This window comes from Pseudomonas sp. LBUM1648 (genome assembly GCF_059716145.1).
Genome location: NZ_CP166808.1, coordinates 1,959,020 through 1,981,815, shown reverse-complemented (window position 1 = coordinate 1,981,815; position 22,796 = coordinate 1,959,020). Strand labels below are relative to the sequence as shown.

29 protein-coding genes are annotated in these 22,796 nt (G+C 59.9%); 3 read left to right on the top strand and 26 right to left on the bottom strand.

Translation table 11 applies throughout. The features are described from left to right. Positions 1-146: 146 nt before the first annotated feature. From ACA043_RS09135 to ACA043_RS09010, 26 genes are all read right to left on the bottom strand, one after another. Positions 147-746 carry a phage tail assembly protein gene (locus ACA043_RS09135; protein ID WP_497659018.1) on the bottom strand — a complete coding sequence of 200 codons (600 nt, stop codon included), beginning with the start codon at positions 744-746 and terminating at the stop codon, positions 147-149. A 13-nt stretch (positions 747-759) separates the two neighbouring features. Beyond that, complete coding sequence (locus ACA043_RS09130; protein WP_497659017.1) at positions 760-1,263, bottom strand: phage major tail tube protein; 504 nt, start codon at positions 1,261-1,263, stop codon at positions 760-762. Positions 1,264-1,276: 13 nt separating this feature from the next. Next, entirely contained in the window at positions 1,277-2,443 is a 1,167-nt protein-coding gene (locus ACA043_RS09125) for a phage tail sheath subtilisin-like domain-containing protein (RefSeq protein ID WP_497659016.1), read from the bottom strand. Between the two features lie 103 nt (positions 2,444-2,546). Continuing rightward, a complete protein-coding gene (locus ACA043_RS09120) occupies positions 2,547-3,104 on the bottom strand; it encodes a DUF4376 domain-containing protein (RefSeq protein ID WP_497659015.1) in 558 nt (185 codons plus the stop codon). Continuing rightward, positions 3,101-4,936 carry a phage tail protein gene (locus ACA043_RS09115; protein WP_497659014.1) on the bottom strand — a complete coding sequence of 612 codons (1,836 nt, stop codon included), beginning with the start codon at positions 4,934-4,936 and terminating at the stop codon, positions 3,101-3,103. Before ACA043_RS09115 ends, ACA043_RS09120 begins: the two co-directional genes overlap by 4 nt. Then, positions 4,929-5,537, bottom strand: coding sequence for a phage tail protein I (locus ACA043_RS09110; RefSeq protein ID WP_497659013.1), 609 nt, complete (start codon positions 5,535-5,537; stop codon positions 4,929-4,931). Before ACA043_RS09110 ends, ACA043_RS09115 begins: the two co-directional genes overlap by 8 nt. A 1-nt stretch (position 5,538) precedes the next feature. Beyond that, positions 5,539-6,420 carry a baseplate assembly protein gene (locus tag ACA043_RS09105; RefSeq protein ID WP_497659012.1) on the bottom strand — a complete coding sequence of 294 codons (882 nt, stop codon included), beginning with the start codon at positions 6,418-6,420 and terminating at the stop codon, positions 5,539-5,541. Further along, the gene (locus ACA043_RS09100; protein WP_083352359.1) at positions 6,417-6,743 is read right to left on the bottom strand and encodes a GPW/gp25 family protein; all 327 of its coding nucleotides are present in this window, start codon (positions 6,741-6,743) and stop codon (positions 6,417-6,419) included. Before ACA043_RS09100 ends, ACA043_RS09105 begins: the two co-directional genes overlap by 4 nt. A gap of 5 nt (positions 6,744-6,748) precedes the next feature. Beyond that, positions 6,749-6,997 carry a hypothetical protein gene (locus ACA043_RS09095; RefSeq protein WP_497659011.1) on the bottom strand — a complete coding sequence of 83 codons (249 nt, stop codon included), beginning with the start codon at positions 6,995-6,997 and terminating at the stop codon, positions 6,749-6,751. 55 nt (positions 6,998-7,052) lie between these two features. Then, entirely contained in the window at positions 7,053-7,637 is a 585-nt protein-coding gene (locus ACA043_RS09090; RefSeq protein WP_497659010.1) for a phage baseplate assembly protein V, read from the bottom strand. Next, entirely contained in the window at positions 7,634-8,146 is a 513-nt protein-coding gene (locus ACA043_RS09085; RefSeq protein ID WP_497659009.1) for a hypothetical protein, read from the bottom strand. The genes ACA043_RS09090 and ACA043_RS09085 overlap by 4 nt, the downstream gene beginning before the upstream one ends. Beyond that, positions 8,139-8,804, bottom strand: coding sequence for a hypothetical protein (locus tag ACA043_RS09080; protein WP_497659008.1), 666 nt, complete (start codon positions 8,802-8,804; stop codon positions 8,139-8,141). Before ACA043_RS09080 ends, ACA043_RS09085 begins: the two co-directional genes overlap by 8 nt. Next, positions 8,801-9,121 carry a head-tail joining protein gene (locus ACA043_RS09075; protein WP_497659007.1) on the bottom strand — a complete coding sequence of 107 codons (321 nt, stop codon included), beginning with the start codon at positions 9,119-9,121 and terminating at the stop codon, positions 8,801-8,803. Before ACA043_RS09075 ends, ACA043_RS09080 begins: the two co-directional genes overlap by 4 nt. Before the next feature lie 2 nt (positions 9,122-9,123). After that, positions 9,124-10,119, bottom strand: a complete 996-nt coding sequence (locus tag ACA043_RS09070) for a major capsid protein (protein WP_497659006.1) — start codon at positions 10,117-10,119, stop codon at positions 9,124-9,126. Between the two features lie 61 nt (positions 10,120-10,180). Continuing rightward, positions 10,181-10,525, bottom strand: a complete 345-nt coding sequence (locus tag ACA043_RS09065) for a head decoration protein (RefSeq protein ID WP_497659005.1) — start codon at positions 10,523-10,525, stop codon at positions 10,181-10,183. Positions 10,526-10,527: 2 nt separating this feature from the next. Then, positions 10,528-11,676 carry a head maturation protease, ClpP-related gene (locus ACA043_RS09060; RefSeq protein ID WP_497659004.1) on the bottom strand — a complete coding sequence of 383 codons (1,149 nt, stop codon included), beginning with the start codon at positions 11,674-11,676 and terminating at the stop codon, positions 10,528-10,530. Next, a complete protein-coding gene (locus ACA043_RS09055) occupies positions 11,673-13,154 on the bottom strand; it encodes a phage portal protein (protein WP_497659003.1) in 1,482 nt (493 codons plus the stop codon). Before ACA043_RS09055 ends, ACA043_RS09060 begins: the two co-directional genes overlap by 4 nt. Continuing rightward, positions 13,154-13,360 (bottom strand): phage head-tail joining protein, encoded by a 207-nt coding sequence (locus ACA043_RS09050; protein WP_008087653.1) that lies wholly within the window; start codon positions 13,358-13,360, stop codon positions 13,154-13,156. The genes ACA043_RS09055 and ACA043_RS09050 overlap by 1 nt, the downstream gene beginning before the upstream one ends. Position 13,361: 1 nt before the next feature. Beyond that, positions 13,362-15,386 carry a phage terminase large subunit family protein gene (locus ACA043_RS09045; protein WP_497659002.1) on the bottom strand — a complete coding sequence of 675 codons (2,025 nt, stop codon included), beginning with the start codon at positions 15,384-15,386 and terminating at the stop codon, positions 13,362-13,364. 4 nt (positions 15,387-15,390) lie between these two features. Beyond that, a complete protein-coding gene (locus ACA043_RS09040; protein WP_073473034.1) occupies positions 15,391-15,993 on the bottom strand; it encodes a terminase small subunit in 603 nt (200 codons plus the stop codon). 146 nt (positions 15,994-16,139) lie between these two features. Then, positions 16,140-16,484 carry a phage holin family protein gene (locus tag ACA043_RS09035; protein ID WP_038362364.1) on the bottom strand — a complete coding sequence of 115 codons (345 nt, stop codon included), beginning with the start codon at positions 16,482-16,484 and terminating at the stop codon, positions 16,140-16,142. A gap of 526 nt (positions 16,485-17,010) precedes the next feature. Beyond that, positions 17,011-17,370, bottom strand: a complete 360-nt coding sequence (locus tag ACA043_RS09030; RefSeq protein ID WP_497659001.1) for a PA0613 family protein — start codon at positions 17,368-17,370, stop codon at positions 17,011-17,013. Beyond that, the gene (locus ACA043_RS09025) at positions 17,363-19,582 is read right to left on the bottom strand and encodes a VapE domain-containing protein (protein WP_497659000.1); all 2,220 of its coding nucleotides are present in this window, start codon (positions 19,580-19,582) and stop codon (positions 17,363-17,365) included. The genes ACA043_RS09030 and ACA043_RS09025 overlap by 8 nt, the downstream gene beginning before the upstream one ends. Continuing rightward, entirely contained in the window at positions 19,572-19,802 is a 231-nt protein-coding gene (locus ACA043_RS09020) for a TraR/DksA family transcriptional regulator (protein WP_497658999.1), read from the bottom strand. The genes ACA043_RS09025 and ACA043_RS09020 overlap by 11 nt, the downstream gene beginning before the upstream one ends. Then, complete coding sequence (locus ACA043_RS09015) at positions 19,795-20,313, bottom strand: phage regulatory CII family protein (protein ID WP_038362352.1); 519 nt, start codon at positions 20,311-20,313, stop codon at positions 19,795-19,797. The genes ACA043_RS09020 and ACA043_RS09015 overlap by 8 nt, the downstream gene beginning before the upstream one ends. Before the next feature lie 327 nt (positions 20,314-20,640). Beyond that, the gene (locus ACA043_RS09010) at positions 20,641-20,874 is read right to left on the bottom strand and encodes a hypothetical protein (protein ID WP_122691296.1); all 234 of its coding nucleotides are present in this window, start codon (positions 20,872-20,874) and stop codon (positions 20,641-20,643) included. A gap of 99 nt (positions 20,875-20,973) precedes the next feature. Between ACA043_RS09010 and ACA043_RS09005 the strand changes: the two genes are divergently transcribed. From ACA043_RS09005 to ACA043_RS08995, 3 genes are all read left to right on the top strand, one after another. Continuing rightward, the gene (locus ACA043_RS09005) at positions 20,974-21,621 is read left to right on the top strand and encodes an XRE family transcriptional regulator (RefSeq protein WP_122691297.1); all 648 of its coding nucleotides are present in this window, start codon (positions 20,974-20,976) and stop codon (positions 21,619-21,621) included. Positions 21,622-21,882: 261 nt separating this feature from the next. Next, positions 21,883-22,473, top strand: coding sequence for a hypothetical protein (locus ACA043_RS09000; RefSeq protein WP_497658998.1), 591 nt, complete (start codon positions 21,883-21,885; stop codon positions 22,471-22,473). A 10-nt stretch (positions 22,474-22,483) separates the two neighbouring features. Next, positions 22,484-22,765, top strand: a complete 282-nt coding sequence (locus tag ACA043_RS08995; protein WP_497658997.1) for a phage antirepressor KilAC domain-containing protein — start codon at positions 22,484-22,486, stop codon at positions 22,763-22,765. The last annotated feature ends 31 nt before the right edge of the window (positions 22,766-22,796 follow it).

Here is a 22,796-nt window from a genome sequence, read left to right as displayed (position 1 = left end):
TGGCCCTCATGTGCCCAGCACTACCGATGGCGGCTCAATCCGTGAGCCACCACACCATATCCGCGAACGGCATCGACTGGATCTCGGCGGCGGAAAATCCGGTTTCCGCCGCCAGACGTTTCGCCGCCGACTTGATAACGCTGGGGTTAAAGCCCGTCGTCGTTGTCCATGCGAAAATAGCCGGCCTGCAAGCGGTTAAAATCCACCAGCTTCAGGCCCTCCAGATCCGCGACAGGCGCACCGGACAATGCAGCAAACAACACCAGCTCGCGCTGCTCATCATCGCCACCCACTTCACGGTTGGCCGCCCGCACGTCGCCCACGGTCGGCGAACGCAAGGCCAGCTTGTCGACGGTCACGCCGTTGATTTCACTCGGACACGACAGCGTTACCAGCACCTGATCTGTGGTCAGCGACAACCACGCTGGCATCGAGTCCGAATAATCGGTTTTCGGTACCAGGTGCGAATATGCCGTCTGCACACGGCGATAATCCGTCAGCTTGAGGCCTTCCAGATCCTTCAGTCCGACTTCGGCCAGACCTGCGAACAGCATCAGTTCGCGCTGTTCATCATCGCCGTTGGCAGCACGATCAGCCGCGCGCACTTCACGCACGGTCGGGTTGCGCAGGTTCAACGTCTCGACGTCGATGCTATTGGCTTGGCTTGGACGGGTCAGGGTTACGACGGCACCGAGTGCACTGAGCGAAAGCCAGGCCGGCAGGTTTTTAGCGATTGCTTGAGTCATCTGGATCTATTCCTTACAGGCCGAGCGCATTGCGCACTTCGAGCAGTTGGTCTTTGCCGTCGATCACCTGAATGCCGGCGACCATGTCGATTTCGTACATCAAGCGCCCGTCGATTTCGAGCTTGTAGTACGTGACCGAAACGGCGTGCTTGATCTCGGCCGCATCACCGGCTTTCCAGTCACCGAGATCGACCTCTTTGAGGCGACCGCGCAGGGTGGCAACGACCGCTGTCACCGCGCCCTTTTGGCCCTTGAAGACACCTCGGAACGTGGCGTTGAACGCCGTACCGTCAGCCAGGCCGAAGTACTTCAGCGACTCGCGGCGCACGCCCTTGGTGACAAAGGACGCTTCCATTTTTTCAAGCCCCTGATCCATTTCGACGGGGCCAGCCATGCCGCCCCCGCGATATTCGTCGGTCTTGGTGGTCAGCTTGGGCAGCGTCAGGCTCGGCACGTCGCCGGAGAAGTTCACGCCGTCGACGAACAGGTTGGTGTTGAACAAGGTTTGAGGAATCATTTGCTACGCCCCCTTAGGCTGCTTCAAGCACTTCGGTCATCCATTGCTCGGTGACTTCGAAAAGGAAATTCGGGTTTTCTGCCGGCGGTACGTCGGTGAAACGAATGCGCCAATACACCTTGCCCTGAGCGATCTGGCTGGCCGTGTTCAGCTCGGTGTCGGGGAACACTTCAAAGTTGATGATTGCGCCCTGCGCTTTCAGATCGCCCATGAACGCTTGCAGGCCGTTGGTGACATCAGCGACATAGGTCTTGGTGATCGAGCGGTCGACCGCCCACTTGTGCCCGGCCTGCACCGCATCCATCAGGATGAACAGCGTGCGAACGCGGGTCACGAAAGCCCACTTCGGGTCGCTCGACAGCGTGCGGTTGCCCCACAGGCGGTAACCGTCGTCGCGAATGATCGTGGTGATATTGGCGTTGTTGAGCAGGTTGGCCCGGCACGTCGCGTCGCCGTCCAGGTACTCGACCGCGCGGCCGGTGCCGGTGATGCCGGTCAATTCCTTGTTCGACGGCGAGGCCCAGAAACCGTACTCAGCATCCGTCCACGCGAACAGGCCCGCCGCCCAGGCCGAGCCGGGCGCATCGACCGTCGAGCTGCTGACGGTGTCCCAATACTTGACGCCCGGGTCGACCATGAACAGGTTGCGACTGCCGAAGTTGTCGGCGTAGGCCATGGCGGCCTCGTCGGTCGTACCCGGGCCGTCGATGATGCCGATGGCGCGCAGCTTCTGCGCCAGGCTGTCGAGCGCGGTGGCCACCGCCTGGGTGGCCGTGTGACCCGGCGCGATCAACAGCCGCGGCTGCGCGTTGAACAGGCTTTTGCCATCAAGCAACGCCTGCAAGCCGGTACGCTGACCCGTGGCCAGAACGCCGCCGATGATCGACGAGGTTTGCAGCGCCGCGTCTTCCAGCTTGGGCACGCCGATGGCAACGATCACCGCTTTGGCTTTGGCGTAGATCGCCTGACAGGCCTTGGTGATCGCCGAGTTAGGGCCGAAGGCGGCAATGGCCTCGCGCTCGGTGGTGATCAATTTCAGTTCGCCGGCCTTGGCTGTACCGCCGCCAAGAACGCCCGGGGTGAAGGTGTCGCACAGGCCGATGATCGACGACGACGGCAGCGAAATGGTGCGTGCGCCGGTGTCGACCGACGTGGTCGTGACGCCGTGGAAAAAACTCATAAGGCTCATTCTCCAGAAACGAAAAAGCCCCGCATGAGCGAGGCTGTGAGGGTGTTGGTGTTACGCGTAACGGAAAAGAAAACGCCCCGTCAGTGCGGGGCGTCTATTGCAAATCTGCCGGATCCGGCGGCGATGAATCTGGCCAGCCTTCAGTCAGCATGTCGTCGGAGTAATGACCCGAAGCGATCAGGTCTGACAGTTGTTTTTCACGGTCAAAGCAGGCATCAACGTATGCCCGTACCGCTTCCGCGATTTTGAGAACTGGCTCCGAGCCAAGTTCGAAAAAGCCGTTCACTGCCTTGAAGTTGCAGCAGTAGTCGGGATCTCTAAGCGCCGAAAATCCGAGGCCGTATACAAGCGCAGCACTCTCTCGATCCGTTTTCACCACGCAGCCATCGACGTACACCACGGACGCCTCACGCCTGAAGCGCTCGGCGGCAACGGCTTCGGCCTGCTGCTCAGGCGTCACAATCACTGGACCAAGTGGCGCGAACTGCCAAGTGCCGTCGACCTTGATCGCACTCCAGCCAACCGACGGCATCGGTTTGATGCTATCCATGCACACCCAGACCATGGACGGGTGATACATCGTCGAGATATCGCCGGCTACCTCGACGAACTCAAACACCTGATCGTCGTAGATCCGCGCATAAATACTCATGTCCATTCCTCTATATCGACCCAGCCATCAGCACCGTGACCACCGCGCAAATGCGCGGGGTAGGAAGGCGTCGCAACGGCACCGCCGCCACCCGAACCCGGGTTGACTGCATCAGCACCCGGCGCACTGATTGAAATTGAGTTGCCACCCGGCCCCATTTCACTAGCGCCGCCCTCGCCAGACACGACAAAGTCAACCTTCGGCCCAATAACGCCCCCACCACCTTTGCCCGTTCCGTTTTTGAAGGTGGCGCCGACCGACGGTTGCGAATTTGGGGTTTGTCCGAGGTACAACGGCGGCGCGCCGTTTGCCGAAAACCCACCGCCGATTCCGCCAGGCGCGGTGACAAAAGACCCGAAAGAAGTGGTCCCGCCGTTACCACCTTGAGCGATCAGCGCACCGATTCCGCCCTTGCCGATGGTGACCGTCACACCATCGAAACCGCTGGAGATCCACGTATCAAACGGCGCCCCTGCACCGCCACCGCAACCGGCGGAAACCTGCCCGGCGCCGGTTGATGCTGCACCGCCACCAGCGGCGCCTGCGCCCTGACCTTTGACCCGAATCTTGTTGGTGCCAGGCGTTGAGTAATAAACCTGTGTTGCCCGAATTTTTCGCGTGCCGATCAGGCGCCCCGTAGCCTTGCGTACCTCATCCGCCAGAGCACCGACGTCAATCACACCCTGATTAACCGGCGAACTCCACGCCTTGATACACCACATCACCGCCACGTTACGCGGACGGGTCACGCCGCCGCCTGAAGGGTACTGACCATAGGTCACGCCCGATGTCGTGTAGGTGATGCCGACGCCGGGATAATCCGAATCCTTGTAAAAGTCAGCCTGCGCTTCGACCGCCGTGGCGCGCGCAATGTCAACCGAGGCGCCGCCACCTGCGTTGCTGTCGAACACCGCGAGCGTACCGAGCTGGGCGCTGCCAATCGTTCGGCCCAAATCAATACCCCGGCCATGATCCCAACCACGCAGGAATTCAGCGCGTAGATCCGGCAGACGGAAACTGCCGGCGCCCTCATTGCCCTTGTTGAAGGCCGTCCCGAGGAAGGCCGACAGATCCGGGTACGCGGCCGTACTCTTGACGCTGCCGTCCAGCTCCAGAAACCCGGCCGGCTGCTTGTCGACCGGGAACGACACGATGGCGCCGACCGGCATAGCCGTCGCCTTCGCAATCAATGCGTCGACCTGCGTAGACGTGTAGGTGTCGGTGATACCCATGCCGGCGAGCGTTTCGGGATTGTCACCCGACACGAAAACCCCGCGATCGTTGACCTTGACGCGGGTGTATTGGCCGGCCGTTTTGTTCCTGGGCAAAACCTCCAGAATCGCCGCGTCAACGTAGGCCCGCGAGGCCAGCACAATCGCCGGATCAATCTTCAGCGTGATGTTGCCGGTGCTGGTGACAATGAAGTTCATGCGCACGATTTGCGTGCGGCCCGAGCCTTGCGACAGCAGCGGCTTGAAGCTCGGCGCGCAGTTGGCCACCGCCACCAGATCGCCGTCCGCATCGTACAAGCCGATTTCGCGGATCCAATTACCGCCCTCATCGGCCGGAATGATCTGCTCGGCGATGATCACCGCCGGGTTAACCGGGTCGATCTTCAGTTGGTTCAGCGGCTTGCGGCGCCATTCGTTGATCAGTTTGGTTTGACCGGCCGACGGCACCGGATTGGGCGGCTCTACCAGCCCGGCCGGGTTGGCATCCCCGACGCCCATTTGGGTGATCAGCCAGGGAATGCCGAGCGCGTCAGCATTCGCCTGCTTGGCCATCCCCACGTTCGTGAGGATCGCGAAAAACTGCGAATTCGCATCAATCATAATAAACGTCCAGGGTATCTATGGAGTGTTCACGACCGACCACACCGAAGCGGCCCGTCACTTCGATGTCACGCATCACCGGCGGGTAAACGTCGATTTCGTCGCCTTCGTAGAGGGACACGGCGATATTCAAATCGCCTTGAGTTTCGAGGCTGATCGCCAACCCAGTCAGGTGCCGCGTGACGGGCTTGGCGTCGTCAATCAGGCGCTCAAGCTCCTGATACATTTCCTCGGTGATGCCGGTGTCGAGAACGCCGACCTTCAACGCGAAGGTGCCCGGCACGCCCTCGGGCACGGTCTGGAACCACTCGACAATCTCGATAAGGTAGCCCAACGGTTCAACCACGCGGCGGAGCGCGCCGATGGTGCCCTTGTGTTTGTGGATGTAGTACGACGCCTTGATTGCCGCGCGCTTGGTAGCTTCGCTCCACCGGTAATCCCAGCGATCCACCGACCACGCCCATGCCAGATGCGGCAGCAGATGCACTGGGCAGGTGTCCGCGTTGTAGAGGTCGCGGAGCGGGACAATCGTCTTTTCGAAACTCGCGGCCTCCATGGCCCGTTCCAGTTGCGTGCTGTTGAGCGGAAGTAGACTTTTCATATCAGCCCGCCAGCCTCACGTTGAAGCGCGTACAGAACGCCGCTTGCGCCTTGGTCGGGACCAGATCCTGCCACCCGACCAACTCAACCCGGGCAACGCCGGCAACGTGCAGCTGGGCGTCAACAGCGGAGCGTGCGACTTCTACACCCAGCCGCTTACGTGGATTGATCCAGGCTGCCAAGCGACTTTTCGCCTCGGCCAAACTGGCATCCGCTTCAGGGCCAGCGCTGGCCATGTGCAAAATGGCATCAATCTCGTAACGGATCACCTGCGCGCTCTGCACAGTCACCCGATCACCAACCGGCCGCACGTCGTCGTCATTCAGCGCGGCGGCCACCGTGGCAAGCAGCTCTGGCGGCGCTTCGCCTTCCCCATCCAGCCCCAGCACCGTGACCGTAACGTAACAAGGCTTCGGACTTTCCGCCGTGGCATCTGCCACCAACCCAGAGGCATTGCGTGCATGCAGGATGTAGCTGTTGCGCGGGCCGGCTGTGGTCAAACCTTCATAGGCCAGTTGGATGCGCTCGCGAAACGGGTCGTCTTCTTCCATGACCTTGGGCACCGGCGGCACCGCCAGCAGATCCTCGGCCTGAATGACCAGGCGCTGCAGATTGACGTTGGCGCCCAAGTGATCGAGGTCACCGCGAATGGCATGCGCCAGTAACAGCGCTTTGCCAGCGTCATTAACACGAGCGCGATTGCCGACCTTGTTGTAAGCCCCGACCTCAAGCACTTTCACGACTGGATCGCTTTCCAGCGCGGCCGTCCAGTTGCCGCCCATGTACCCGCGAAACACGCTCAGCCCGTCCTGATAAACCTCTTCAAAGTCCAGAGGCTCCAGCACAGTCGGTGCCGGCAGCGACGACAGATCTACGGTACTCATGCAGCCACCTCCAACGTGACGCTGTCGCCCAGGTACTTCCCGACGATTTGCAAATTGATTTGCCCGCCAATGACGGAAATGACGCGCACCTGATCCAACTTCAAACGCGGCTCCCATCGCCCCAGAGCGCGGGCAACCTCAGCCTGTACGGCGCTTTTCCAGCCTTCGTTGATGGGTAAATCGACAAACCGCCGTAGCTTGCTGCCGTATTCCATTCGGTGCCGGCGACTGCCCAGCGGCGTGCTCAAGATGTCGGCAATGGATTGCCGCAGGTGCTCAATGCCGGATATGGGTAGGCCGGTCTGGCGATCCATTCCGATCATCGATGTCACTCCTTGAACGGCTCGTATTCTTCGCTGGCTTTCAGGAACTTGACCGCCTCGATGTCGGAGGCCGGCACCACGACCGTCGCCTTCTCCACCGGATAGGAACGGTCGGTACCGGGCACGATCACCAGTCGCGACGTGTAGAGCTTGTCGCGGAATTTCAAGGACTCAGGCGATGAGTAAGTTGAGGATGACAATGCCGGTTCCGTGGACGTTTGCGCATCGGTTGAGGTCATATCGATCTTGGCCATGTGGTTCTCCAGGCATGAAAAAGCCCGCACTTGGCGGGCTGGATGAATGTTTGGGTTAATGCTTGTGGTGGTTGTCGCTGTTGCCGGCGGCCATGATGTTTCCAGCGCCGTCGATGTTGCCCGTTACGGATAACGCGCCGTCGATATTGACAGGCCCTTTGATATTCACGGTCGCTTCAAGATCAATCGTTCCCGACTTCACCGTTACCGCGTTATCCGTAACGACGACGTCCGTGCCGCCGACCTTGATCGCCACCGTGCCACTCGGCAGGGTGATGGTGTAAGACTTGGCCTGCCAGTCGTAGACCAGCGAGCCGCCATCATCAAAACGCCAGACCTCGACATGGTCGCGATTATCTGGCGGCGGCCCGGCATTGCCATACAAGCCCGGGACAAATGTGCCTTGTGACACGTCACCGCTGGGACTGATCAAACTGCCCTGCTCGCCCAAAGACGGCGCCCGCCAGTGCCTGGCCTTGCCGGCGGCGATGCTGTGCCACCGTACCCAAGCGCTGACCCATTCACTGCCATCCGACACGCGACATACCGGCGGCGAAGCGGACAGATCCACCGCGACCACGTAGCAAGCCTTTACCGCACCCGCGATCATGCGGTCATGCTGCGCGCTTGCGTAACTCACGGCAGATCCTCCGGCCTGAATTGCCCGTCACCCGGATCGACTTCAAACACCAACGACCCCGGCGGTTCGTCCGGCCACGGCCATTCCTCAAGGCCGAGATAAACCTGCTGAGTCCACTCCACCAGCCACACCGTGTATCCATCCAGGTGCGGCTGGGTCCAGTCCTGCAGCGATTGCACAAACTCGGCGGGTTCAACTGCCAACCCCCACGTCTGCGAACGCAGCAGCACCGCCAACTGCGTCGCCAATTGCACGGCCTGTTGATGATGGTGCGCCTTGATCGGGTCAACAATGATCCGAGCCTCAAACTTGAATATCAGCGAAGTTTCGCCGGTGCCGATATCGGTACCCGGCTCGATCTCAGCCACTTCAAGAAACACCGCTGGCAGCAACACGCGATCCGCAATGTTTGGCCAGGCCGTGACTGCATGCACGCCAGGAAGCTGAGCGCGCAGATGCTGTTCTACCGCCCGATAAAGCTGGTCCAGGCTGAACGGTTCTTCAGACATTGCCGATCCTCTTGAGGTATTTCTGCAGCTCAAAGTTGAGTTCCTGCTTGAGGATCTCCAGCAGGCGCTCATCCGCTTTTTTTACCCAGCTTTCAAAGTGCGGTCGGGCTTGCTCCAGCGACACCTTGGCCTTGGCCAACGGGAAACGACTGCCGTTTTCGGCAACCCAACCCGAACTCGGACCGCGACCGGGTGACACCGTACTGTCGGGGTAGTCGTCCGCGTTGAAATGCTTGCTGGCTGTACGGATCCAGATGTCGGGTTTGTTGCCGTAGACCTTCTTGAGGAAAGCCCCTTGGTAACGCCGCCCTGCCACTGACACGCCGCTGCCGCTTTGCCGCGCCCGGCCGATCCGGCTGGATTCAATGGCATTCAAACCGAACCACAACTTGCCGCTCCCAGCACCACCGGAAACCGGATAGCTGCGCAACCGCTGACGCACTGCTGCAACAGCGATGCGCTCGGACCGACTAACGGCTCGGGCGATGTGCGTGCGCAACCAGCCCAACGTCTTGTTGATCGCGCGCCGATGCGCCGCCGCAGCCGCTTTCGGCACCACCTTGGCAAAGTCCTGGAACGCCTGAAAGTCTGCGGCCGAGGATTGGATGGAGATCATCCCGCCCCCGGCCGAGGGTTTGAAATAGCTACCGACACTCATGGGCGCAACCTCAGAATCAGTGCTACCAGTCCGTCACCGCTGGGTTCAAGCTGAATCAGGTCGTAGTCACCACCGCCGTCCAAGGCAGGCAAGTCAACGCTGACCAGCATGCCCTGCTCCAGACCGTGCGAATCGCTGACGCGAATCTCGAAACGCGGCTCGCGCAAGCCGGTGTTGAGCTTGCCGAACTTGGGTTGCAGCCAAGGCGCGGCAAACATGCCGAACACTGGCTCTTCGCGACCCTCGATCCGTGCAGTGTCGCCCAGCGTTTCGAACACCACCGCGTCAACCTCGGTGATCAGATCGCGAAAGCCCACGGTCAGAGTTCCAGCAGGATCTGGGCGCGCGGTCGAGTGCAAATGTGCAGCGGGTTGGACTGGGCTTCGCCGGCCATGCCTTTGCCGAATTGCATCGGCTCGATCTTGCTGTAGTAGGGAATGCCCTGGGTGTTGACCGTTTCCATATAGTCAGCAGGTGCAAACGCAGAGATATACAAATCGGGCACACCTTCCGGAACCAGTAGCGCCTGATCGTCGTGGACGAAAGACACGCCCGCCACCTTGCCACGGTAGCGCTCCCAGGTGATGCCGCCGAATTCGAAACTTTCCCGGGCGTCGCCGCGCAAAGCTGCCGCTTGCTGACTGTTGAGATACGTTTTCTCGACTGCATCATGGACGATCAGGCTGTTCCAAAAGGTCTTGCCACAAAAGGCGCGAGAGCCGGTGCTGGTCACACTGCCGAGAGCATCTTCCTGCATATCCAGCGCCTCAACGCATTTAACACGCAGCTTTGTTTTTGGGTCTGCCAAGCCCATGGGCAACTTCTGACGCTGCACACCGAAGCGTTCATAGAGATCCAGCAGTACGGTCTTGCCATCGGCGTCAAGGATCTGACCGTTCAGTGCGCCCATACGCTGGAATTCGTGCGTGACGTCCAACTGACGCCGCGCCTTAGCCAGGCGCGCATTGACCACGTCCTGCACCGCCTGCAACTCAGTGCGAGTACCGAAGGCGCGAATGCCTTGGATCTCGTCGGCCTTGATGGTGAAGCGCTCAGGCAGATGCACGGTGTTGAACGGGATAAGGGTGCGCTTGCTGGCCGCAACCACCAGGCCAGAACCACCACGCTCGCCAGCAGGCACCAGTGCCAGGGTGTCGCCGTCTTTTTCAATCTGCACGGTCAGAGTGGTAATGCCTTCCTCACGGAACAGTCCCAAGGCGCTGATGCGCCCTGGCAGGTAAGGTTGATCATTGAGTGCAGCAGTCAGCGAAGTAACGGTAAACGCTTCGTCGTCAAAAATGGCGATATCGGCCATGGGTACTCTCCAGAAACGAAAAATCCCGCACGCGGCGGGATGCATATAAAAAAGGATCGACTTAGCGAACGATCACGAAATGAGTGGCGAGTGCTTTCTCGGCGGCCACATCCAGGCCGGTCAGCTGTGCTTCGCTGACCTCGGCCAACCGCACCACGGCGCGACCGCGACGCACCACATCGGATTCGCCAAGCGGGCCGTAAAGAATGGCGACAGCGTTTTCGGTGCCGTCCTCAGCAGTCGGCTCGTAGGGTGCGAATTCACCGGAGGCGGTCACTAGCCCGAGGATTTGTCCCGGCCACAACGCTGGACCCGCCGCGACGTTGATCGCTTCACGCGAGATCGTGCCGGCGCCTTCGGACAGCAGGAATTCACCTGCGTGCATCGGTTCCTGTTTGATGGTCATGCTCATGCTCCTTTCGCGCCGCGCGCGGTTCCAGTTTGAGCCGCTTGGCGAGCAGCCCAAATCGAGTTGGGGTCAGGTTGTTTGGCCAGCACCTTGGGTGCCGGGTCGTCCGCCAGCGGCAGACTGTTGTCGATTTCAAAGCCCTTACCGCTGGTGACTATCTTGTCGAACAGACGTGCCCGCACCGCCGCCGCATCCAGACCGGCCGCGACATATTCGGCGCTGAATTCCGGCAGACGTGCGGCCACGCAGAGGTCGTTCACCGCCTTGGCACGTGCCAGGCCGGCGAGAACGATTTCCTCGCTTTCAAGCTGGGTGGACTTGAGCAGCGGCTCGATCAGGTTGCTGATGCCCGCCGCCGTGCAGCGCTGAGTGATCATCAATGCCAACTTGGCAGAGTCGACTACGGGTGGCACCAGAGGCGGCTCCACAGGTTCCAGTTCAGGATCCAGTTCAGGTGGTTCGTCGAGTTGCGCCACCAACTCAACCGGAGCGTGCTGGAACCGTTGCAACACCGCGCCTTGACCGAGGCATGCCTTGACCTTGATGCCGTCTCCGACTTCGTCTGCAAGACCAAGAGCCACCGCTTCGTTAGCAGTCAGCCAGGTTTCAGCATCAACCATTCGCCGCAGTTCGGCGTCATCGATGTCGGGCGCCTTGGCTTTATAGGCCGCGATGATCGCCTCCAAGGTTTGATCCAATACATCAGCGACCCGGCGGAAGTCCTCAGCGCCACCGCCTGCATAGGTGTATGGGTTGTGAATCATCAACATGGCGTTCGCCGCGATGACTACGCGGTGTGCACCGCACACGGCGACACTCGCGGCACTGGCAGCAAGCGCATCGATTCGTCCGGTGCAACGCTCGCCCAGACGCGACAGCGCGTTGTGCATGGCCAGACCGTCAAACAGGTCGCCGCCGATACTGTTGAACGCGGCGATCACCGGGGAAACACCATCATCCATGGCGCGCAGATCCTGCACGAACTGGTTGGCAGTGATGCCCCATGCGCCGATCTCGCCATAGACAAAAACCTCGATCACTCGCTCGGTGGCCTCTCCGCTGGCCTGCAGGGCGTACCAGGTCTTGTCCTGAACTTCGACGCGTTTGCCTGCGCGGTTGTAAATGCGCGGTCGCGCTTGTTTGCTCATGGTTGCTCCTTGTCGTCGGTGTCTTCGACGGCATCAAGGGTGTTGTAGTTGAGGCCCAGTTTTGTGGCCCGTGCCAGATCCGCGGCGTTTTCCAGATCGACCGTTTCGGCGTCGTAGCCGGTGCGCAGGACCATCTCGCTGCGAGAAGAAAACCCGGCCTGTACTTCCATCCGGCGTGCCTGCACATCCTGAACCGGCTGGATGTACGCCCAGCCTTGCGGAACCCATCGGGTACGCAGGTACTGGCGGCGTTTCTGTGCGTAATCGTCCAGCACCAGAACGCCAGACAGCACCGCCATGTCCATCCACGCCGCCCGTACAGGACGACAAAGTTGATGGACGTACACGCTGAATTGCAGTTGTTCCAGACGACGCCTAAATTCGTTGAGCACCACCCGAAGCGCTCGGTCGTTAATCCCGCGCATGTCGCCGGTGAGGATCTCGTAAGGCGTACCCGATCCCGCTGCCGCAGCCATCAACTGCTGACGCATGAAGTCCGGGTAGTTGTTGCCCGCGTCCGGCGGTTTGGAGAACTCAACCTCCTCACCTGCCCCCAGTTCCTGCATGGTGCCGGGTTCGAGCGCGACCATCGGGGTGAAGCTGTCTCGATCCAGATCGAGCGGCTGACCGGTCACCGGATCTCTGGGAAGAGGTCCCGAGTCCGGCGCTGGACGCTTGATGAAACCGGCAAAAAGGTTGGCCACTTCCTGACGGAACAGCACCGCGTCGTCGTAGTTGTCCAGACTGCGCAGGCGTTTGAGCACCGGCGACAAGCGCGGCACACCGCGCAACTGGCCAGGCTCAACCGGTTCGAAGATGTGCAGCACCTGAGCCGCCGGCACGCGGACCAACTGGTTGTAGCCGGCGTTCAGCGAGGCTGCATCGCGCGGATGCGAGAGGTACATCCAGTACGCCACCCGCTTGCCGCCGGGGGTGAACTCGATGCCGGCGCGGATGACGTTGCCGTTTTTGGTGTTCTCTAATTTGTCGTGCGGAACGAATTCCGGCGCGAGGATCTGCAGCTGCAGCGGAACGGCCAAGCCTTCATCAAGTCCGCGCGGACGCAACCGTACGAAGCACTCGCCCGAGGTTTCAACCGTGCGTGCTACCAGCGCCTGCTGGCCGTAAAAGTCGGTGCGATCATCCGCGTCCGACTCATCGACCCAATCCCCCCACAGCTCCTGCAGTAGCTTGCGCAACGCATCGTCATCAGTCGTCGGCCGAGGGGTGATGCCCGTGCCGATCAGATTGCTGACGCGCTTGTCGATGACGTTGAAGGCGTAGGGGTCGTTGCGAACCGCCGCCCGCGAGCGCGACCGCAGATTGCGCAGGGCGGGAGTGTTGATGCTGTTGATCCCGTTGTCGGGAGCGTCCCAGCCAGTGGAGCGGCGCCCTTCTCCAGCGCCTTCGTAACTGGCCTTGATGTTGGACGGCAGGACAAATCCGTTACGGGTCAGCGTTGGGAAGTGTCGGGCCATCAGACCCCCTTCCCTGCGTGGTACAGCCGGACCACACGTGAGCGCGGCCCGGCGGCGCTGGCAAGTGACGAGCGTATTTCTTCACGCGCCTTGAGCAGTTCATCGACCGTGCGGTATTCCACGGTACGGTCGGTGTAGCGCACAGTTTTCTCACCGCGAGCAATGGCCGCCTCAACCGCGTCGAGGTGCTTTTTTGTAAAGGACATATCAGCGTCTCTTTAGATAGCCGCTGGCAGAGCTGCGGCGTTGAGGGGGGGCTGCCGGTCGCGATTGTGTAACCGGTGCAGCCGGTGGTGGTGCCGATTGGGCTTGGCGTACAGCAGCGGGCGCCGGTGTTTGCTCAGCATCAAGTCGCTCGCCCTGAACAGGCTTGATGCTCAAGACATCATCAAACAAACCGGACTGGGCCAAGGCTTGTCGCACCCTGTCCCAATCGTGTTCCTGGTAACGGTTGATGCCGAGGTAATGCGCCATAGCGAGGCAGTACACCATCAGGTCGAGCGCTTCGTTGCGCTCAGCCTTGCCCTTCACCCATTCGATGCGCTTGTGCCCGCGCACGTAGCGGACGACTTTGCGCTCGGCGACGCATTGGGCGAAAAACTCGTCCGGCAGGTCGTTGGCAAAGTGCAGCGATCCCGGCCCGTCTGGGAATGGATAGCGGTTGTAGATCCAGTCTTTGGCGGTGTCAGTGCCGACGAACCACAGCTCGGCACCGTTGCGTTCGGTCTGGCCTTTCCACGTCACGTCAACCATGGACGGGCGCTGTGCAATCACCGGTCTACCAGGCTTGCTTGCGCCCTTGATGGCGAAGATGTTGCGCCAGCGGCGAACGCGGCAGAACTGGTAGACCTCATCGGTGTGATGACCGCCGGAGTCGACACCCACGGCGAGAATCGCTAGACCCACACCGCAGGGATGCCGGTAACGAGCCTTGAGTTTCTCGTCCAGCACCGCCCAGGTGCGTTCGTCTGCCGGGTCGCCCCAGATGATCTGGTGGTCAACAACCCACCGCTCCATGCCGACGCCGAAGCCCATCACCATCAGTTCTAGACGATTGGCCTGAACGTCGACGGCGCCGGTCAGCATCAGCACACCGGCCGGCATCGTACCGAGGGTGTAGCTTTCCAGCCGCGCCCGAGCGATCAGCACTTCCGCCTTGGTCTGTTCGAGTGCGCTGTCCCAGACCTTAGCCAGACGGGTGTTGTAGAACACCTGCATCAGACTCGTGTCGCCTTGGGCCTGAGCTTTCTTGGCGTCTTCAAACTCCTCGGCAAGGCCGGCCCAATCCATCCAGCCGGTCGGCGAATACAGCGCGTTGAGATGAAAGCCAACAGTTTTGCCGTCGCCACCAGCGTGAGCGCGCCACTCGCCTCGGGCGAGCATGTCGCTCTTGTGGTGTTCCTCAATCAGAACGTCGCATTCAGGTGCTGCGCACTCGTAATGCACAGTGCTGAGGTCCTTGCTGTAGTGCAGTCGTTCCCATTCCAGTACCTGCATATGACCGCATGTAGGACATGGCACGTAGTAATAGCGCTGGTCGCTAGACTCGAACAGGTCGGCGATCCGCGAGGCGCCTTTGATCGTCGGCGAGCTGGAGAAGTAGATCTTGGCGTTGCGACCGAAGTTGGTCGCCCGCGTCTCTGCCAGCTTGATGGGGTCACCCTCCTGGCCGACGTCATTCTCCCAGCGGTCGACTTCGTCGCCGTAGATATAACGCGCCGACAGCTCCGAAAGGTTGGCCGCAGAACCGGCGGTGGTGACGTACAGCGAGCCACCCTCGAATTCCTTGGTGTCCATCGTGTTGCGTGCGTCCCGCGAGCGGGTGGCCGCGACCCGCTCGCGCAGAACGGGAGTGGCCTTGATGGTCTTGCTGATCCGCCCGGAAACCCGCTTGGACAGGCCAAGGCTGGGGAGCAGCGCCAGGATGTTTGAGGGCGCCATGTGGATCAGTCCACCCATCCAGTTCAGGGCGATCTGGGTTTTCATCAACTGCGAGGCCACCATGGTGATCACCCGTCTGCAAGGGTGAGCCGGCGACAGGCAGCGCATTGGCTCGCGGGCATAAGGTGTCCGTGAGGTGCGGTACTGGCCGGGCTCAGGGGCACCGGTGTCTCGCGGGATTCGCATGTACTCGTCGGCCCATTCGTCGATCCAGAGATCGGGATCGGGACGCAGTCCACGGAAATAAGCCTCACGGTACACCTCAGCACCGTCAGGAAATTCCGTGTGCATGGGTTCAGTCCGTTGTCATGGCGTGGTCAAGGTCCGCTGCTGAGAGGCGCTCGGCTTCTTCCAGCGTTCGGCGGAAGGTGGCGGTCAGGTGTTTTTCGATCAGCCAAGGATCGGTCATGGCCGCCAGGTCATGGGACAGCTGCGGTAGCGGACCGAAAAGCTGATCGCGCAGCAAGCGGCCGGCGTTGTAGGCGCCGATTTCGACCGCTTCCTTGGCAACCAGTGAGCCCTGAGCTTTGCCCAGCTCAATCTCCGCCAGCTTCGCCATGTTGTGCTCACGCAGGGCGCGGGCCTTTTGGAAATCGGGCTGCTTGCCATCGCCAGTGAGAACCTGCGGCGGCGCAGCCGTGGAAGTCGGCTCGGTCTGAGTGGACAGTTGGCTGTAAACGTCACGCTGAATCCGGTCCTGCTGGTGTCGTTCGGCGACGGCGACCTTGCTCGGGTCTGCGGTGTCGCGAATCAGCGCTTCGGTGGCATGCACATCAACCTGTTTGCCGTTGGGCGAAAGCACCAAACGGTTGTTATCTTTCAGCCAGGTGATGTAACTCGGCGACCTGCCGAGCCGGGCCGCGAAGGCACTCTTCGACAGGTAGGTTGGTTCTGTCATGAGCCCTCCTTTTTCAACGTATTTCAATGAATCCTTTCAAGATTTCAATGATTGAAATTTCAGTAAGCTGAGGAACCTGCGGCTAACAGTTTCCCGCGGGTTTCCGACCCCGTACCCTCCGAATAACCCCAGGGTCCCCGGCGGTTTCAGGCTGGCCCACCGCCATTCGGCGGGACATCGCACACACCAAGCCGCTTGGCAGCCCAGCGTTCGTACAACCCGATGGCCACATCTGCACCTGCCATCGCAGTCAGGCAACCCAAGGCGCCCGCCGTCCAGATTGTCATGCCGGCGGCGATCATCAGCATCATCGCCGACACCCCGCACACAATGCAGGCGCCGGACCGAAGCGCCAGCCTGCGCAACAATGCCCAGCCACGCGCCCCGTCCTTGTCGGCCCGCCACATCTCTCCCGATACGCCACCGACCAGAGCCAGGACGATCACTAACCAGATTGGCATTTCTGCCAGTGCTTGTTGCTCGCTTGTCATCGCCAACCCCTAAACGCAAAATCCCGGCGCAATGGCCGGGTTTGGTGGTTGGTGCGTGCCGCTCTCTGCGGTCGCACCTATCGAAGATGACTACTTTTTACAGGTCGATTCCGGTGGCAGCAACCCCGGTTTAATGCCACCCGGTGAATAAGTGGTCAATGTGGTGTGAACGTCTAGCGAATGTAAGCGAATAACTCACCACGGCATTCTGTTGTTTCGGCGGCGTCCCGTCTGTCCTACCTTTTAGAATTGAGGTGGGACGTCTGAGAGCGCCTAGATTCGGGGCTTAGCCCCACCGTCCTACTTATTTATCTATTTTCTCGTGTAAAGAGAGAAATTTATAAACACGCGTGCGCGTGAAGCGCGCGTGCATTGTGTCTGCTACGCATATGCGGGCGGGTGACGTTGCAAGGTGGGACGGTGGGACAGCCCAGCAAAGACAAGGCCCGCACCTGTCCCACTACGTCTAAACATAGTGGGACAAGGCGGGCCGGTGGGACAGCGACAGCCGGACGAAAGCCTGGGGTCACGCAGCCATCCCCATCATCAAGCCGAAGATCTGCAGGTGTGCCTCATGCAGGCGCTGGTAGTACGTGTCACGGCCACAACCGCAGTGCGCGTACCGCAAGCGCATATCAACGTCGAGCGTGCAGTAATGCTCCCGCACAACCGTCACCAGCTCAGGCGGAAGATGCTTGTTCACGATCAGCTCGATGTCGAGAGAACTCTCCAGCGGCGCACGAAAGGCCCGCCGTCCACGAATCAGTTGCCCATTGCTCTCCATCATCATGGCAACCATGTTCCCCCCAGCAAGCCCCCCTTTCGAATGTTCGGAATGCAGCTCCTGCGCCCACAACCGAAGCAGCGAATCGATCTCCTTAATCACCGAAACAAGGCTCCTCTGAAGCTTCTAATTCCAAGGCAGGCGCCTTCCCCCAGTCCGCTGGCTTTTTGTAGCCCCACAACCGCTGCCGACTCTTGGTCATTGCACCGAGCCGGAAACGTCTCCAGCCCAACCGATGCAGGATTGCACCGACACGCATTTGCTCCGGCTTACCCCAATGTCCCGGGTCGAGCTTGAGAGCCTGAGTCAGCACCTCGCTGCCGGTCGTGGTCTCACCAATCTGCGACTCTTCCAACCAGGTCAAGATTGGTGTTTCCCATTCGTCCACTACGAAGCGCTCGTCCTGCTCCTCCGCGAACAATGCCGCCTCATCCAGCGTTACCCACCAGAGGTCGCCCGCGTCGTAGCAGAAAACCGCCTCGGCCCAAAGCTGGTCGCGGATCGAGCGCAACAACTCCAGATCCACTTTGGTACATGCCACCGGCCAATAACGGCGGTTACCAGTCGCGTCCTTGAGGTATTCGTCCTGGTTCGTCGTACCCACGAACACGCACTGGCGCGGCACGTCCATGGTGCGACGGCCGTAGCTCTCGCGATAAGTGTCCGTGGACGCCGAGAAAAACTGCTTGGCCTTGGTACTCTCGGCCTTGTTGAAGCTGTCCAGCTCGCCCAGCTCGACAATCCACTTGCCCCTGATCGCCTGAAAGCCGTCCTTGTCGCCCAGCGCGAACGGCGTATCCATGAACCACTCGCCGCCGAGAATGCTCATCGCCGTCGACTTACCGGCGCCCTGCGCACCCTCAAGGATCATCACCGAGTCAGCCTTGCAGCCAGGCTTCATCACTCGCGCCACGGCCGACAACATCCAGCGCTTGCCAACCTTGGACGAGTAGTCGGTGGCCTTCACACCCATGACATCGGTGAGCCAGCTTTCCAGACGAGGCACGCGATCCCATTCGAGCTTGCGCAGGTACTGCCGCACCGGATGAAACGCATGATCATGTGCGACCACACTGACCGCCTCGATCACATGGGACGCCTTGACCCGAAGGTTGTATTGCTGCGCGAGCCACTTCATCACCCGCACGTCATCGATGTCCGCCCAGTCTCCCGTGCCGCCGCCATAAGGCGCCGCACGTAGCTTGACGAGCTTCGAACTGAAGGCGCTGTAGCTGATGACCCCAGCCCAACGTGGATCATTGGCCAGTATCAATTCAACGTTCTGCATGTGTGCGATCAGAGCGCCGCTATCGCTGCGAGCTAGTAGATCTTTCCAACCACCTGCAGCCGGTGGCTTGACCACGGCCAATACCTGACGGCGCACCGCCTCCAAACCCTCGGCGACATGCAGATCGTTGAAGTCGGTCCACTTCACTTCCCGCTCACTGGAGAAGATCGGCGCAACCACTTGGCCACCGACGATCAGTGCCGCGTTATTGGCCTTCTCTTCACCTGGGTTCCAGGCGTCGCCGTTTGGCTTCGTGGTCTTCCAGTCATCGTCCCTGCAAATGATCAGAGGGCAACCGGCAAACCGCTCGCGCATGGCCTTACAAACGGCCAGCAGGTTACCCGCGTCGAATGCCACCGCCACGGTCAGCGAAGTCGCCATGTGCAGGCTGGCGCCGGTGGCGTAGCCCTCACATACCAGCACTGGATCACCTGGCTCAGCATCCGGCCCGATAAGGTGGAAAGCACCCTCTTTCGACATCCCGTAGGGCCAGTAGGACTTGTCCCGACCGGTGTCTTCCTGTTTGCTCGGGTAAATCACCTGAAGCCCGACGACTTCGTCCCGCGCATTGCTCATGGGAACCAAGACTGCACCTGAGCGCGGCGCGTAGCGAACCCGGAAACCGACAATCTGCTTGCGGTCCAGATACTCGCTGCGACCCTTCTCCGGCATGCGCTGGAATAAGCCGTCCGCACGCTTCGCCGCCCGGCGCGCCGCATTGGCTGCCACCTCAGCAGCACGACGTTTGCCCTCCTCCTGACGGGCGCGCATAACCTCGCGTTCTTCGGGAGACATCCGACCGGCCTTAACCTTGATCTTCTGCGTTTCGCCCGAACGCCAATCGCCGAATGAGCCGAAAATAAGCGTCTCGCCTTTCTCGGTGCGATGTTCATGGGCGACATACCAGCCGTTTTTCTCGGTGCCCTTATCCTGCGCTGTCTTGCACCGAGTGAGCTTACCGAACACCAGCGGCTGCACTGGTAAAAGGCCGTAATCCGCGAACTGCGCCAATACTTCATCGAGCATGACGAGCTCCCTTCAATTCCACGAGGGAAAGACAATCCACACAATGCGTGCAGCCAGGCTGCGCCACACGGCGCGCTTCCGGAATTAGCTCATCGCACTCTTCGCAGAACAGAAACGAGTGCGCCGCCAAGGCAGGTTTGACGGCGATTCGACGTGCTGCGAGCGCTTGGTCGACACGCTCTAGAACCAGATCATTAGCGAAGTCTGCGATGTCAGCCATGGTCAGCACCTCGCGTCGTCTGGTTGACGTAGGTGGCGCGGTTGAACAATCCGAGCAGCCCCTGAATCCCACGGAACACCTGCAGACGAATCGCCGCCAGTTCTTGGTCGGTGACGACGCCGTCACCGATGCTCTTAGCCCAGGTCTCGGCCAGATCCGCCACTTGCCGGAAATACTCCGCGATGCCGGTCGTCAATGTCTCGGGCATGTCGTTGGTGTAGGCCTCAGCCAGTTCCTGCCAAGTCGTGTCGCCGACCAGCGCATGCACCGCATCCAGAATGCGGCGATCCTTCGTCAGTTCCAGGATCTCGCCAAACTCTTGGATGTTCACGGTGTGGCTTGGATGGGTTGGGGATAGCTTGTGCTGCAACGTCGTGGCGTTTCGGCCAGTGGTGGCTGCGATAGCAGCGGCGCCGCCTGGGTAATCGCGTGCCGCGTGATAAAGCGCGAGGTCAAGCGGCAGGACTTCCCGCTGCGCTCGATCTACAGAACTCAGAGCGATTCGGCTCATGGCATTAATCCTTGAATGTTGCCAGTGCCGCACGACAGGGAGTGGTGATACATTTGTCGTGTGGCTGATAGGCCCAAACGCTGGCGAGGTCCCTATGACCAACACCAGCACCGTGCCGGGGCGAACAATCCGTTGTTCACCCCTGGCGCAAAAGCTGCCAGCTCTGTGGTGGAAAAGGCAGCAACACCAAAGCTTCCGAGCCTTGGAAAACGCGTAGGAGTGGGCGGTTTTGCATTTGGTTTGCCCGCCCCCCTATCGCTGCCCGACAGCGCTGTGGTGGTGCGTGTCGGGAGGAACTGGGCGACCCTAAGGTCGCCTTTTTTCTACTTAAGCAGCTTCACTTGGTGAGTCACGATCCGTAATTCCAAAGTGCTCAAGCACTTCTGCGATTGAAACGTAGCCATCACTTTCGCGAGCCAAAGATTTGATTAGTGAAACGCTTGGATCTTTGCTTGCATATTTCACGTGTAAGCGAAGGTAGCTATCTGCAATACGGCAGCGCTTCGCGTAGGCCTTCAGCTTTTCCCTATCCATATTGCTGATGTAGTCACGCAGGTTCATTAGGTAATCCTCCCGACTCACAAATTAACCTTATGGGTTACTTTTTGCAATACCCACAAGGACATTCACCTGAAAGGTTAATGAAGCCAAAATCATCAAATGAAAATTTCAGATACCCGGCTTCATAACTTTCGACGAATCATCGCTGAGCGGAATCTTCGGCTGACGGACGTAGCTGAGCGACTAGGTAAAGCTCCAGCTCAAGTCAGTGCTTTCGGAGGGAAAAACCCTACGAAAGGCATAGGTGACCAGATTGCGCGCGAACTCGAAAAAGCTCTGCACCTGCACGAGGGTTATCTCGACATGCCCTATGGTGTAGGGGAGTTCAACAACGCCACTGTGCTGAGCCATACGGGACGTAAGCTACCGGTCATAGGTTCAATTGCGGCGGGCTCATGGTGCGAGGGCCACGGGAGTTTCGAACCAAGAGACGCAGAAGAATGGATTGACGCTCCAGGTCCAGTGGGCCCACGCGCATTCATTCTCAGAGTTGAAGGCGTGAGCATGGAACCGAAGTTTATGGAGGGAGACAAGATCGTGATCGATCCATCCCTCGAAGCCTTGCCGGGTCATTATGTTGCAGCGAAGCGCGTTAGAGATGAGGCAGCAACACTCAAGCAACTCAGGCAGGAGGGTAGCGAACGATATCTATACGCGCTGAATCCTGATTGGCCGGAACGCATAATCCGAATGACTGAAGATTGGAACATATGTGGTCGGGCGAGATGGAAAATCTCAGACCTGTAAAATTAACCCTGAAGGTTATTTTTTCTTGACCAAATAACCTTCAGGGTTAATATTGCCTCACTCTCCACCATAGAGCGAGGCATCACCCATGCAATCCACCGCAACCCTCCACGTCCACCCGGCGTGCGTCAGCAACAAAAGGATGATTGAGCAACTGCAGTCCGTTACCGGCTGCTTGGTCATCATTCACAACAGCAAGCCAAAGCTTATTGCCAAGCCTCAACCCTCTCCTTTTGATCCAAAGGGCGGAGGGCACGCAGCGTGAGCAAATACCGAATCGACAACCGCACCCTGCAGTTGCTCAAAGCTCAGGTCAATCTGACCGAGACCTTCAATCATGTCCTACGAACCGCTCCCACGCGCGAGTGCCTTGCGTTCCGCCTCAAAGTAGAACGGGGCGCAACTGAGACCGCATTTAGTGTCGAGCTGGGGACTGAGCGCCACACGCTGACCCTTCCAAGCGACAAGAAAACTCACCTTAAGCTGGCCGACTTCATTGAAGAGATCGCTAACGGACCGTTCGATCCGAGCAATAGCAGCGACCCGGTTCATCTCCCGCATGTCAGCCGCGTATACGGCCGCTTTGAAGCCCAAGACAAGCAGCGTGTGCTTGAGCTGGTGCGCACCGGCGGCGTGCTGAGCCTCGACATGGGGTTTGATCTCCCCCTGCACGTTGCCATTCACCGCACACACACGCGCCGAGGGGCGACCATCATCCTGAGCATCGGGAACAAAAGCCCCAAAACACGATGCTTCACCGTGAGCGACACCGATACCGAGATTTACCTAATGGTTATCGAGTCCATCAACCATCTCGCGGCCGCTGCAACACCTGCCGCACACGCGGCATGAGGTGGACGACATGGAACGCACCCTCGCCCAAGCAGCCTCGAAACTCGGCCTCACACGTCCAAAACTGATTGCACTCATGCGGGAAAAAGACCTGCTAAAGGGCAACCTGCCGGCTTACCCAAAACGGGACAAAGAGTATCTGCGGGTCAAGGACGGCACCTGGTATGACGAAAAGTACGGCTTGCAATACAGCCAGTCGACGCGGGTCAAGCAAGCCGGCATTCGTTGGCTGGCTGAAAAACTCGGCATCGACCTACCTGAAATTCCGGCAGACCGCCGTGACGTGGCCTAGGGAATACGCCCGACAGATCATCGCAATGCGG